This is a genomic window from Priestia sp. TRM10 (genome assembly GCF_057808375.1).
Window position 1 is genome coordinate 1 of the sequence record NZ_JBJZOT010000015.1, and the last position, 13,817, is coordinate 13,817.

General features: G+C 37.5%; 11 protein-coding genes and 1 pseudogene. 2 read left to right on the forward strand and 10 right to left on the reverse strand.

The window, feature by feature from the left end; translation table 11 throughout:
* Window positions 1–1,143, reverse strand: a pseudogene (locus ACK3CR_RS16860) (hypothetical protein); the annotation flags it as partial.
* Between the two features lie 182 nt (window positions 1,144–1,325).
* Between ACK3CR_RS16860 and ACK3CR_RS16865 the strand changes: the two are divergent.
* Window positions 1,326–2,069: a PRC-barrel domain-containing protein gene (locus ACK3CR_RS16865; protein WP_430236900.1), complete on the forward strand. Its 744-nt coding sequence runs from the start codon at window positions 1,326–1,328 to the stop codon at window positions 2,067–2,069.
* 12 nt (window positions 2,070–2,081) lie between these two features.
* On the opposite strand, the gene ACK3CR_RS16870 is transcribed toward ACK3CR_RS16865, so the two are convergent.
* The 6 genes from ACK3CR_RS16870 to ACK3CR_RS16895 all read right to left on the reverse strand — a co-directional run bounded on the left by ACK3CR_RS16870 (window position 2,082) and on the right by ACK3CR_RS16895 (window position 7,539).
* The gene (locus ACK3CR_RS16870) at window positions 2,082–2,408 is read right to left on the reverse strand and encodes a YckD family protein (protein WP_243519540.1); all 327 of its coding nucleotides are present in this window, start codon (window positions 2,406–2,408) and stop codon (window positions 2,082–2,084) included.
* Window positions 2,409–2,481: 73 nt separating this feature from the next.
* On the reverse strand, window positions 2,482–3,174 hold the full coding sequence (gene alsE / locus ACK3CR_RS16875; RefSeq protein WP_328124585.1) for a D-allulose 6-phosphate 3-epimerase: 693 nt from the start codon (window positions 3,172–3,174) through the stop codon (window positions 2,482–2,484).
* Window positions 3,175–3,197: 23 nt separating this feature from the next.
* Window positions 3,198–4,460, reverse strand: a complete 1,263-nt coding sequence (ulaA, locus tag ACK3CR_RS16880; RefSeq protein WP_268586092.1) for a PTS ascorbate transporter subunit IIC — start codon at window positions 4,458–4,460, stop codon at window positions 3,198–3,200.
* A 42-nt stretch (window positions 4,461–4,502) separates the two neighbouring features.
* The gene (locus tag ACK3CR_RS16885) at window positions 4,503–4,769 is read right to left on the reverse strand and encodes a PTS sugar transporter subunit IIB (RefSeq protein WP_243519533.1); all 267 of its coding nucleotides are present in this window, start codon (window positions 4,767–4,769) and stop codon (window positions 4,503–4,505) included.
* Between the two features lie 14 nt (window positions 4,770–4,783).
* Entirely contained in the window at window positions 4,784–6,862 is a 2,079-nt protein-coding gene (locus tag ACK3CR_RS16890; RefSeq protein WP_488975808.1) for a BglG family transcription antiterminator, read from the reverse strand.
* Window positions 6,863–7,023: 161 nt separating this feature from the next.
* Window positions 7,024–7,539 carry a mismatch-specific DNA-glycosylase gene (locus ACK3CR_RS16895; RefSeq protein ID WP_243519529.1) on the reverse strand — a complete coding sequence of 172 codons (516 nt, stop codon included), beginning with the start codon at window positions 7,537–7,539 and terminating at the stop codon, window positions 7,024–7,026.
* Between the two features lie 279 nt (window positions 7,540–7,818).
* Here ACK3CR_RS16895 and ACK3CR_RS16900 point away from each other — a divergent pair, with 279 nt between their 5' ends.
* Complete coding sequence (locus ACK3CR_RS16900) at window positions 7,819–8,235, forward strand: hypothetical protein (protein WP_124048763.1); 417 nt, start codon at window positions 7,819–7,821, stop codon at window positions 8,233–8,235.
* Window positions 8,236–8,621: 386 nt separating this feature from the next.
* Here ACK3CR_RS16900 and ACK3CR_RS16905 read toward each other — a convergent pair whose 3' ends face one another.
* The 3 genes from ACK3CR_RS16905 to ACK3CR_RS16915 all read right to left on the reverse strand — a co-directional run bounded on the left by ACK3CR_RS16905 (window position 8,622) and on the right by ACK3CR_RS16915 (window position 13,616).
* Window positions 8,622–9,962: an MFS transporter gene (locus tag ACK3CR_RS16905; protein WP_488975809.1), complete on the reverse strand. Its 1,341-nt coding sequence runs from the start codon at window positions 9,960–9,962 to the stop codon at window positions 8,622–8,624.
* Between the two features lie 394 nt (window positions 9,963–10,356).
* Entirely contained in the window at window positions 10,357–12,114 is a 1,758-nt protein-coding gene (locus ACK3CR_RS16910; RefSeq protein WP_243519525.1) for a thiamine pyrophosphate-binding protein, read from the reverse strand.
* Between the two features lie 53 nt (window positions 12,115–12,167).
* Window positions 12,168–13,616: an aldehyde dehydrogenase family protein gene (locus ACK3CR_RS16915; RefSeq protein WP_488975810.1), complete on the reverse strand. Its 1,449-nt coding sequence runs from the start codon at window positions 13,614–13,616 to the stop codon at window positions 12,168–12,170.
* Between the last annotated feature and the right edge of the window lie 201 nt (window positions 13,617–13,817).

The following is a 13,817-nucleotide window of genomic DNA, read 5'->3' on the forward strand; positions in this document are numbered from 1 at the left end:
GATTCCGGTTGCTCCGGTCTCTCCCGTGATTCCAGTTGCTCCTGTGACTCCAATTGCTCCGGTCTCTCCCGTTGCACCAGTTACGCCCGTGATCCCTGTTGCTCCGGTTTCTCCTGTTACGCCCGTTACTCCCGTAACCCCAGTTGCTCCTGTGACTCCGGTTGTTCCGGTTGTTCCTGTGACTCCAGTTGCTCCCGCTGATGCCAACAACGTATAATCTAGCGACGTATCCGGAGTTCCACTTGGCGATGCCACGTCGGCTATATACAAACTTCCTTCATACGTCACAACTTGACCTGCTGGGTAAAACGGAGCGCTTGCCACGCTAAATGCTTCTACTCCTTCTAATCCAACACCGGTCGCTCCTGTCGCTCCACCAGAAGCAATAAGTGTATAATCCTCTGAGCTTCCTGGTATGCCGCTTGGAGAGTCCACATTTGCTACATACAGACTCCCATCAAATGCAACAAGTTCTCCTGCACGATAAAATGGAGCACTTGCTGCATTAAATGTTACTACTCCCTCATCAAATCCAACCCCTGTTGCTCCTGTCACTCCCTGAGCACCTGTTGGACCTGTTGTACCTGTTGAACCGGCAGCTGCCAAAAGGGTATAATCTGGCGAACTTCCTGGCAGTCCTCTTGGTGAAGCTATATCTGCTATATACAAACTTCCATTATAGGTCACAACCTGACCTGCTGGATAACCTGGGGCAGCTGCTGTACTAAATGGAACAATCCCCTCTAAACCAATCCCTGTTGCCCCTGTCGCACCTGTTGCTCCACGCACTCCTGCTGCAGCAATTAATGTATAATCTGGCGATGTACTTGGTAACCCATTTGGAGAAGCTGTGTTTGTAATATAAAGACTTCCCATATAAGTAACAAGTTGACCTTCAGGATAGTTAAGAGCTTCATTTGGATTAAAAGGAACAACATCTTGTAGACCTATTCCTTGTGGGCCTTGTAGACCTCGTGGACCTCGTGGACCTTGGAGGCCTGGAGGTCCTTGGGGGCCTGGAGTTCCACAATCCCCTCCATCATCATAATCGCAGCCACAATCAAAATCTTCCCAGTCTCTAAATCTATAATGACAACAGCAAAATTCCCTTCTTCTTCTGCAGTTGTTACAACGAAATCCCATAAATTCACCTCCAAAAATAGGATATTCATTAGGCACTACTAGGTGTGAATTTTTTCCACAATCAAAACAAAATAAGAAAGGTGAATTTTTTATGAATTTATAACGATTATCCTCCGAATTTTCTCTACAACTTGTTTAATTTTTTATATTAAGGGTAGTGATAACTAAGGAGAGTGATATGGATGTTATACAGCACAGATCATATTCACGGGTTTACCCTTTCGGCTCAAGACGATGAACTTGGTAGAGTAGAAGATATTTATTTTGATGATGAAAAATGGACGCTACGCTATCTTGTAGCAAATACCAAAAAATGGCTACCAGGTAAAAGCGTACTTATTCCTCCAGCTGCTCTGAACGCTATTAACATGGATGACAAATATTTTGACGTAAATTTAACAAAGCAACAAGTAAAAGACAGCCCTGATATTGATGCTCATAAGCCGATTTCCCGTCAGCATGAAAGAGAACTTCTTACCTATTATGGATTTGTTCCTTATTGGGGGATGACAGGTTTATGGGGAGAAGGATCGTATCCGAAAGATATTTCAAAAAGAGAAAACGAGACTGAAGAAATTGAAACTTCTGCTGCTAATGAGGAAGCTCACCTTCGCAGTGCAGTAGAAGTCATTGGTTATTCTATCCAAGCAACAGACAGCGAATTTGGATATGTAGAAGACTTTATTTTGGAAGAAGATACGTGGAGAATTCGTTATATTGTTGTTAACACAAAAAGCTTCTGGTTTGGCAAAAAAGTGCTTATTTCCCCCAACTGGATTACAAACGTTGATTGGGAAACTCGAAAAGTGTATATAAACCTTTCAAAAGACCAAATCAAGAGTGGTCCAGAGTATGACTCAAATGAGCCGATCACGGAAGAGTTTGAAAAACAGTTAGACGATATGTATAAAAGCCAACATATTTAAAAAAGGAAGCGGTTAGCTTCCTTTTTTATCATACTCACAATGGTTTCTATGTTTGGGCGGCATGAAATTATGCTCTTTTTTCTTTTCATAATGACGCTCGATATGTGCAAGCATCTCTTTTCCTTGTTTCTCTGAAATCACTCCATATTCCATATATTTTGTAATGATTTCCTTTTTCTTTGTGAAAAGCTCTTTTTGTAGCACTGAAATCTCTTTTTTCTGCTCTTCTGTCAACTTTACTTCATTATTCGTATTTTCAGGAGCCCCAAATGTTGTGATAGGAGTCAGAAACCCGAATAGGAAAGAACAGAGAGTAAAAATAAACAAATATTTACGCATAAAACACGCTCCTTTCAAATGACTTTATTGTTAGTATGTGAAAAAAGCGTGTTCTTATACTATTTTTTCCTCTTTATCCTTTACTGTTTATACATGCGATTTCCTGGTGAAAAATGTCCAACATCTTATTCCATGCTTTGTCTATTTGTTCATCTAGGCTAAAAAGTCCCGACCTTCCAATAATGAACACTTCATTTCCTGCTTGTGCAAGCTCCTTAAACGTCCGTTCATTACAAGATCCATCAACTTCAATTAAATAGTTGTATCCTCTCGTTTCTTTCAACTCTTTAGCATGCTTAATCTTTTCTTTCATTTCAGCAATGAACTTTTGCCCTGCAAACCCTGGGTCAACTGTCATAATCGTTAGTTTATCTACAAGATGAATATATTCATTTATACTACTAAGCGGAGTCGCAGGATTTAGAACAACTCCAAATTTCGCTCCTCTATCTTTAATATGATAGATAAGTCTAAAAGCATCCCTAGTAATGGTTTCAGCATGAAGGCTAATATAATCTGCTCCTGCATCAATTGTTGGTTCAACAAAATCTGCTGGATTTTCTACCATAAGATGAGCATCAATAGGAATTGTACTAAGTTTCTTTAATTGTTCAATAAAAAACGGGGAGAGTGTGATGTTTTTCACGTAATGACCATCCATAATATCCACATGATAAAAATCTGCTCTCTTGTTTAGGCACTGAATTTGCTCTTTAAATTTTGTTAAGTCCATACACATTAGCGATGGAGAAAATTTATATACCACTTTTCTCATCCTTTCTTTCACGTTTATCCGAAGAAGCTAAGAAGTTTTCCTAGTAGAATACCAATAATACCAAAGTCTGTATCTCCAAATGTTGTTCCTTCTAACCCAAGTGATCCAAGGACTGGAAGAAGAAGGGCTGGCAAAAACGAGATGATGATACCGTTTACAAAGGACCCAATAATCGCTCCTCTTCTTCCTCCAGTAGCATTTCCGAATACCCCAGCTGTTGCTCCGCAAAAGAAGTGAGGAACAAGGCCAGGAACAATGACAGTTAAACCGACAAGCGGAAGAAGAAAAACGGAAAGAATACCACCAGCAAAGCTGCTTAAGAATCCAATGATAACCGCATTTGGAGCAAATGGAAACACTGTTGGACAATCAAGAGCAGGCTTCGCTCCTTTAACGACTTTTTCTGCGATTCCTTTGAAGGCAGGAACAATTTCTCCGATCGCCATTCGCACACCAGCTAATACGATATACACTCCTGCTGCGAAAGTAACGGCTTGAATGAAGATAAAGACGATAAAATTCGTTCCTCCACTAAGCTCGCTTTCAATAAAAGACGGGCCTGCAAAAGGTGCTACAACTAAAAACAAAATAGCCATTGTTAAAGAGATTGCCACAGAAGTATCACGTAAAAAACCGAGCGACTTTGGCACTTTAATATCTTCGGTTGTTTTTGTCTTATCTCCGACAAGCTTTCCAATAAATCCAGCCATGAAGTATCCAAATGAACCAAAGTGCCCAAGAGCGAAGTCATCACTTCCTGTAATTTGTCTTGTATAACGCTGTAAGATCGCTGGTGAAAAAACCATCATGGCTCCTAATAAAAGAGATCCAATAATAACAAGTGGAACACCTGTTACGCCCCCTGTTACTAAGACAACAGCAAGCATTGCAGCCATATAGAGAGTATGATGACCTGTTAGGAAAATATATTTAAAAGGTGTAAATTTTGCAATCAAAATATTAGCAAGCATTCCAAATACCATAATAAGAGCTGTTTCTGTTCCAAATGACTTTTGAGCAATGGCAGCCATTGCATCTGTGTTTGGCACAACTCCCGCTATTGCGAACGCTTTTTCAAACATTTCTCTGAAAACGCCAAGGGAACCTTCGATAACAGCAGCACCCGCTCCTAGTATGACAAAACCCATTACCGTTTTTAATGTTCCCGAAACCGTATCTGCAGCACTTTTCTTCTGCAAAAGCAAACCAATTAGAGCAAACAAACCAATTAAAATTGATGGGGTTCCTAAAATGTCTTTCATAATAAAATCAACCATGCTGCTTCCCTCCACTTCTTTCTTCCATTACCTCTTTAAATTTTAAAGGTTTTCAGAAAGAGCCTTTTTAATGGCTTCTTGATCAAGTAAATTAACTAAACCTACGATATTTCGGTTTCCATCTTCTAAGTTTTCAACGATATCTTGAGCTCCAAGGTAAAGATCTGCTTCCTCACTTTTACTTGATGCTAAATCGGTATGAGAAACTTCCGCTTGTAGCCCAAGTTCTTCTAACGCTTTTTTGACATTCATTTCTACAATAAAACTGCTTCCTAATCCGTTTCCACATACAACTAATACTTTTTTCATTTTTATCTCTCCCTTTATTTTGAATATTTAGTAATTAGATCGATGACTTCTTCCTTTGAATCTGTATTAATCATTTTTTCAACATTCTCTCGCTCGCTAAGTAATGTTGTGAGCTGTGATAATGCTTTGAGATGTGTTTCATTATCAATCGCTGCTAGAACAATTACAAGCTGAACCCGATGTCTGTCTTTATCTGAGAAAGAAACAGGATTTGATAACGTCATTAAGCTCATGCTCAGCTTGTTGACGCCTTGCTCGGGCCTTGCATGTGGAATAGCTACATCTGTTGTGATTACAATATACGGTCCTAACTCTTCCACATTTTTTATCATTGCTTTTATATACTCTTCTTGTATATCTCCGTTTTCTAGCAGTGGAATAGAAGCATGACGAACTGCTTCTTGCCAACTTGAAGGAGATTCTTTTAGATTAATATTTTCTTTGATTAATAAGTCACTAAGCACAGGCTTACTCCTTTCTCCTTTTCCATGTAGAGTAGGTTGATATAAATGTTCTTTTAACTTTTGATACAAAAGTTTCTCATCTTGAATCTTAGCGTGCTCGCGGATAAGATCCATAATTCCTTCAACAGAATGAGATAGAACATGACTATCTTCAATGATTGTACTCACTTTCTTTAGTAAGCTTGCTTTCTCTCCTTCCGTTAAAATCGGATTAACGAGAAATACTGGACAACCTCGATTCGGAATGGAGACGGTTGAAACAACAAAATCTACATGGAGTGGCATTGTTTCATACTCTCTAAGAGAAACCGTTGTTTGAAAATCCACAGTTGAAAAGAGACTATAAAGCTGTGTTTCTAGCATCCTTGATGTTCCAACACCACTCGCACAAACAATGAGCGCTTTTTTTCTTTTGGCTGGTACTGTTCCCTCTTTTCTCATCCATCCTCCGAAATGAATGGCAATATAGGCGATTTCATCTTCACTCATTTTATTGTGAGCTGCTTTTTCAACGTGATGGACAACTTTTTTCGTAATGTTATAAACATCTTTATAGGTAGATTGAATCGTATGTGAAAGCGGGTTATCTACAGGAAGCCCGTATTTCACCCTATAAAAAGCTGGACGAATATGAATAAGTAAGTTACGTTCTACTTCCTTTTCATTTCGAAACATTACACATGCATATTTTTGAAAATCTGTTACCATACTTCTTACAATCGTTCTAAAGAAAGAAAAATCTTTTTCTTCTAAATTATGAGTTGTGAAATCATTAACTTTTGAACCAAGCAAGTGTGTTGTTAAGTAATATACTTCATCTTCTTGGAAAAGAATGCCCCACTTTTTGCTCAGTTTTTCAGCAATAGTCTCTGCGCTTTGAAATTCCTTTGTTTCTTTCAGCACGTTTTTCTCAACAGAGTCTATTTTTATCCACTTTCCTCTCTTCATTCTTTTTAAAAAAAGCAACGCCTTAACACTAAGCATATAAAGAACATCATCCGTGAATTTTAAGGAGAGCTCTTGTTCACTTTTTATAAAAAGAGAGAACATAGTTGTAAGCTCTTCTAAGAAAGAGGGAGCATAGTGTGCTAACTTTCCTTCAAATCCTTCTCGTCCTTCTTTCACGATAATTTCTTGCAAAAAACAAGAAAGAGATTTTCGCTTCTGTTCTTCTTCCCCACGTATGATATAACCTGTCACCTTTGAAGCCCGTAGCTCTAATTGAAACGCCGAAAGTATTTTTTTTAGTTTTTTCACATCGTCAAGCATTGTGTTTCGACTAACTTTTAAATACGTCATTAAATCGTGAAGATATATTTCTTTTTCTCTAATAAAGATAATAATAGCTGTCCAAGCCACTCTCTCTCTTGGGGAGTAGTCGTAACTGCTTATGATCTCCTCCTTTTCAACACTTCGCTTTGTTTCTTCATCAAGAAAATATCCTGCTCCCCTTACATATTGCAGAGGATAAAGCCCAGTTTCTTGCAGCCAGCTGTTGATTTTTTTAACATCATAGTAAATCGTTCTCTTAGATACGTGGGCAAACTTCATTAATTCTTCTACAGAGATACAAGAGCTTGTTTTTGTTAACGCTCTCAGAATGGCTGAGCTCCGTTGATCTAAGGACATAGCAATCAACTCCTTTTATCTTGATGCATTTTGTTTTACTGCTATCTCCTATGCTTTTACTATATGAGATATTAACTAAAGAAAATAGACCGAATGAAAGCGGCAAAAGTTTGCAAAAATTAGACTTTTGCAAACTTTACTTTCAATATTTGTGATGATTTTCACGAACGTAGATGCTTTAAGATATGATTTAGTTCTCCATATATTTCTACAATATCTTCAAGGCTCATTCTTACAAGACCACTTGAAGAAGGAGCAACAAAATCGATCGTTCCTTCAACAACTCCCTTTCCTTGAATTCCCCAAGGTATTTTACGTTCATTCCGATATTCCTGATATACGCCTTTTCCTACGAAGCATGCAATCTTTGGTTTGAATTTATTAATCTTTCTTCTTAGTTCTTCCCTTCCTTCTTTATATTCTTCTTTTGCAATATCTTCTGCCCCTTTTGTTGGACGGGAAACAATATTTGTAAGTCCATAGTTAAAATCCAAAAGCTTATAATCCTCTGTAGGGTGAAGTTTCCTTGGCGTTAATTTAGCCTTTTCTAAAATAGTCCAAAAACGATTGCTTGGATGTGCAAAATGGTGACCGATATTCCCTGAACGAATGCTAGGATTAAAACCTATAAACAAAATATCAAGATCTTCTTTAAGGTAATCTGCAACTTTTTCCATACAAAAACTCCTTTAAAAATTGTTTTAATTCTTATCATATCGTACTACCTCATATAGAAACAACTCAGAAAACCGATAAAGGAGAAAAGCATCTTTTCTTAACTTTTTTTATAAATTTCTAATGTCCTGTATAACCTCTCCTTTTGAGCCATATAGTGTGGAGAACAAGCTATTTTGTTTGAACAGAGACATTGCGAGCTTGAAGTCAATATGATATATATTGTTAGGGACTAATTAAGATCCTCTTTTTATTATTATATGAAAGAAACGAGTGTTGAAATGAATTTTGAGACGTTAATAAATCAAAATGATGCAACAATAAAACTTGTCATTGAGTACGAATTTCCGGACAAAAGATGTGTAGGTGGAAAATATGTTCCTTCTACAAATTCAATTTTTCTATTTGAACATGATATTGAAATTCAGTGTCGCCAAATGTTTGGCTCACTTGAACATTTAGACTCCTATCGATGGATTGTTTTTGGACACGAATTAGGACATGCGCTTGATCCAGAGCTTTCTTTTCTGAGTAAGAAGCTAGAGGAAACAGGTGATGCTTATTATTTATATAAGATTGAAGAAAATGCGTGGAATATTGCTGAAGACCTTCTTTCCTTTGTTGAGAGAGGAATTTTTCAGAAGGTAAGACAAGAGTCATTAGCTGTTCACACGAAAAAGGTACAAAATATTAGCTAAAAGAAAACTCATATATTTTGAAATAAAAACGAGGAAAGAATATTCTCCCCTCGTTTTTATCTTCCTATCTAAACATATAAGTATTTAAAGTTGCTAAAAGCCCTATCAATTTCGTGTTCCCATTTATTCTTCCTAAGTTATTCATAAGAAATACTTTCTTTTTCATATATACACACCATTTGTAGATTATCTCTATTTTTAACTCTTCTGGGCTAACGATAGTACCTTTTTACACTTCGTAAATAAGGCTCATTACTCTTAATTTATCAATTTACTCCTATACTTTCCTAGACTATAGGATTTTCCGTTCTTTGTAAGCCCTTCCATTTAATGATTCTTTTTGACATTACTTTATGACTTGTACCTTCTAAGTCCTTCATCATACTTCACTTTTTATTATCAACTATTTCAACTCGTTTTACATCTCCTATAATGAATATGTAGGATAATGCTCCAACTAAAGCAACTGCACTAACAAAAATTAATGCTCCATTAAAAGAAGCTGTCCTGCTTACAATCACTCCGATAACAATAGGAGTAACAATAGCGGCTAAGTTCGCTGCAAGGTTGAATACTCCGCCTGCCAGTCCAACCAGCTCCTTTGGCGCCATATCTGAAACAAGCGTCCATGTAATATTGGACATGCCTTGAGCAAAAAAAGCAATGGACATAATCGTAATAACTAAGCCTATGGATTCTGTATAGTTCGCTAATACAATTGAACAAGAGCCTAGAAGCCCAATAATAACAGGCGTTTTCCTGGCAATATTTAAAGATAAACCACGTTTCACCATTTTATCTGACCAGTATCCCCCTAAAAGCACTCCAATTCCTGCTGCAATATATGGGACTGATCCCATAAATCCAGCTTTTAAAAATGTCATTCCTTTTTCTTGAGTGAGATAAGTAGGAAACCATGTTAAAAAGAAATAAAGAGTGGAAGCAATTGAGAACTGTCCCAGGTACATCCCAATAAACTGGCGATATTTGAACAGATGCTGTATGTCTGACCATTTCATTTTATGACTATTTTTGTCCTTTTCTATTTTAACAAGTGCCCCTCCCTCTTCTATATATTTCAACTCTTCTTCATTAATATGCTTGCTTTGCGTTGGCTCACGATAAACCTTAAACCAAACAATCGCAAATAATAGTCCAATAACTCCTGTTACAATAAAAATGGAGTGCCACCCAAAAGATGACAAAAGCCAAAACAAAAATGGAGTAGCTAAGGCTAATCCTACATATTCACCAGCCGTATAGACTCCTGTTGCCAACGCCCTTTCCCGCTGAGGAAACCAGGACGCAACAACACGACTATTGGCGGGAAAAGCAGGTGATTCCGATAAACCTAGTCCAAGTCGGAGACCAAAAAGCGTACCAAAGTTTTTAGCAAATCCTTGAGCAAGAGTGAAACAAGAAAATAAGATGAGAGATAATCCATAGATGAGTCGAGGACCAAATCGGTCTATAAACCATCCCCCAGGAATTTGCATAAAAGCATAGGTCCATCCGAATGCAGAAAGAATGAGTCCCATCGTTGCAGCATTTAACCCTAAATCATCTTGGATACTAGAAGCAGCGACAGCCATGTTTGTACGATCTAAATAGTTAATAGCTGTTCCTACAAATAGGAGAGCAAGAATTGTAAAACGTGCTCGAGATCGTTTTTTTCTTTTAACTTGTTGAATGGGCCTCTCCTTTTGTGTCTCCAATTGATAGCTCATCAATATTCCTCCTTTAAATAAGTCTGTTAAGAAAAGAAGGTATGTTAGCGCAAATTGGTGAATGATACATGCCGTTTTAATTTCTTTATCTTTATGTCTTCTTCACACCCTAATCTCCCTTTCTTATAAGAACGAGACTTCTAATCATAACCCCTTTAAATCAAAGATACTAGAAAGTAAGAAAGAAATGAGTCTACCTTACTTTCTAGAGCAAAACAGATTGTTTCATATAAAAGATTTCCTCTACTCTATATGTGATTTCTTCCTTTCAACATCTATTATTTATTAGGAAACATGCTGTATCACATTTAGGGCAGTGAACACTCTACTACAGTAAGATGAGCTAAAGAAAATTGTCTTTTCCTTTTCTTTGATCCCTCTTCAACACTGCTTTTTAGACCGAGACATGATGAATGGTTTTGTTCGGTGAATATATATCCATAATGTTCCAATGACCTGCTGTCGGAACTGGATTGTTTAACATAGCTACATCAATAACAAACGGTTTATTAGCTGCAATAGCTCTTTCTAGAGTTGGCTTAAATTCTTCTGCAGATTGAATTTTCACTCCTTCTACTCCATAAGCTTTAGCAATCGCTGCATAATCTGGTGAATAGTCTTCACCATCTTTTTTAAACACTGTACCGAGCGTTGTACCGAAGTGTGCCTTTTGCAAACCAGCAATTGTACCAAACGCATAGTTATTCATAATAATCCATATAACCGGAATATTTTCTTCAGCTGCTGTAGCAAGTACGGCTGGATTTTGGCCAAATCCCCCATCACCTACAAGGGAAACAACAACTTTATCTTGTAAAGCAATTTTTGCACCGAGAGCAGCGGGAGCTCCAAACCCCATTGTTGCAAATCCTCCAGGTGTTAAAATACTGCCAGGTTCATAGATTGGAAACTGTTGGCCAACCCCATTCTTATTCCAACCTACATCTGTTGTAATGTAAGCATCTCTTGGAAGTACTTGACGTACTTCTTCTAAAATTCGCTGAGGCTGCATTGGAAAGACATCATCTTGAATAAATTTCATATTGTTCTCTTTAAACGCTTTGCGATATTCTGAGATTTCTTTCTCTAATTCTTTATTAGTTATCCCTTGTGGTATAAGTTCTTTTGCTACCCTATTTAACACTGTTAAAGCTTGTTTTAGGTCAGCAACAACACCCATTTCAACAGGATAGTTTCGACCAATCTCCGTTGGGTCGATATCAATTTGAATGAGTTTTGTTGGTGGGAAATTAAACGTATATTCTGATTCCCAAGAGCTAGAATCAGCTTCTGCAAAACGCGTTCCAAGGGCTAAAATGTAATCAGCCGATTTACATTTATTATTGATAAACTCTGTACCCCAAAAACCCGTCATTCCTAATGTTAAAGCATGGTCATCAGGTAAAGCCGATTTCCCCATTAAAGAATGAGCTACTGGGATACTTAAATGATCGACAAGTTCTTTCAATTCTTCTGCTGCGTGTGCTAACATAATTCCACCTCCTACGTAAAGAAGCGGATTTTTAGCTTTAATAAGCGTTTCAATAATCTTTTTAGCCGTTAAGTCATCAATAGATGGTTTCTGAAAGTTTTTCGTATTGTATTTTAAACGCTGGAATAACGAAACATCTACTTCCTTAGAAAAGATATCCATTGGAACAGATACAAGGACAGGACCAGGGTTTCCATTTTCAGCTATAGCGAAAGCCTTTTCAATAATTTCCGGAAATAATTCAGGGCTGTCTACTCTCCACGCTCTTTTTACAAATGGACGATAAATTTCATACTGGGAAGCATCCGCATGTAAGTTCACTTCTTGATGTGGATGCTTTCCATAATAATGCGTTGGAACGTCTCCAGCAATAACAACCATTGGAACGGAATCAAGAGCAGCATTGGCAACTCCTGTAGCTGCATTTGTCAATCCTGGACCTAAGTGACTCAAAACAACAGAAGCTTTTCTTGTAACTCGAGCATATCCATCTGCTGCATGTGCTGAAATTTGCTCATGTCTAACGTTAATAAATTTAATATTACTTTCTTCCAAAGCTGTTAAAACGGCAATGTTCGTATGTCCGCAAAGTCCAAAAATATGCTCTATGCCACGGTTCTCGAGATACTCTACTAGCTGATGAGAAATTAATTTTTTCATATGTCTACTCCTTTTTTAGGGATAATTAAGCATAAACTAATTGCTCATCCGTTTTAATCATTATCAGAAAGCTGCAACACGATCATTTTTGTTTCTGTCATATCCTCTATCGCATATCGAGGGCCTTCACGTCCAATTCCGCTGTCCTTGACTCCCCCATATGGCCAATGATCAAGTCTGAAATTTGATGTGCCGTTAATAACGACTCCCCCCATGTCTAGCATGTTTGCTACTTTGTAAGCTAAATCAATTTGATTTGTAAAAATTCCCGCTTGTAGACCAAATGAAGAATCGTTTGCTTCTTCAATTGCTTCTTCAATTGTTTCGTATGGAATGATACTAACAATTGGACCAAACACTTCTTCACAAATAACCTTACTTTTTTTAGGAGGATTCAGTAGTATAGTAGGCTCTACCGTTGCTCCAGAGCGATTTCCTCCACAAATGACTTTTGCTCCTAATTTGACTGCTTCTTCAATCCACTCTTTCACACGCATAGCTGCATTTTGATCAACAACACATCCGACATCTGTATCAGGTAAGAGCGGGTCACCTATCTTAAGCTTGAGTACTTCTTCTTTTAACAGAGTTGTAAACTTGTCTACGATTGATTGATGAACATAAATTCGTTGAACAGAAATACAACTTTGCCCAGAGTTACTAAAACCAGTTTTAGCGCACATTTTAGCTGCTCGTGTAATATCTGAATCATCGTGAATAATAGTAGCCGCATTTCCACCAAGCTCAAGTAAAACTTTTTTCATTCCAGCTAGTTTACATATGTTTCTGCTTGCTACCGTTCCGCCTGTAAAGGAGATAACGTTCACACGGTCATCTTTTACAATTTGTTGAACAACTTCTCTTCTGCCAAGCACCATACTAATTGCATTTTTTGGAAAACCTGCTTCAAGTAGCAGCTTAATAAGTTCTGTAGCAACTAAAGTTGTTTGAGAAGAAGGCTTTAAAATGACGGTATTTCCTGCAGCAAAGGCTGGTCCAATTTTATGACAAACAAGATTTAAAGGAGCATTAAATGGAGTAATTGCTGCTACAACTCCTACAGGCACTCGAAAAGTGGAAGCAATAGCTTTTGTTCCTCGTTCAGAAGCATCACCTGGCAACGTTTCTCCCATTAACCTTTTAGCTTCCTCACCTGATAATTCAAATGTTTCAATAGAACGACTCACTTCATCTAAAGTATTTTTTAGAGGCTTTCCTAACTCAAGAGAGATAAGTTTGGCGAACTCCTCTTTTCTTTCTTCTAATAAATAAGCTACTCTCTTCAAAATTTTAGCTCTCTTATGAGAAGGGATAGCTGCTATCTCTTTTTTCGCTTCATAAACAGAGACTAATGCTTTTTCCACGTCTTCTTCAGTTGCTAATAGTTGCTCTCCTATTACCTCATTTGTGTATGGACTTGTAATAGTAACCGTTTCACGTTCTACTGAAATCCACTCTCCCTGAATATAAGGCTGAGATTTTCTAAAGTTTGTTTTTAACATATAAACCACCCATCTTTCTGAATATTTTTTCTTTTTATTCTTTAATACTGCCTTTATTTCGTTGTAGCCTATTTGTTTTTGGCTCTTTTATCATGATTATAAAAGGAACTAAACATTTTCTATGCTACTATCGCTTTCAACAGTATCTCTTAGTGCGCAGACTGCTTCATAAAATAACCAATCTTTCGCAAGGCAAACCTC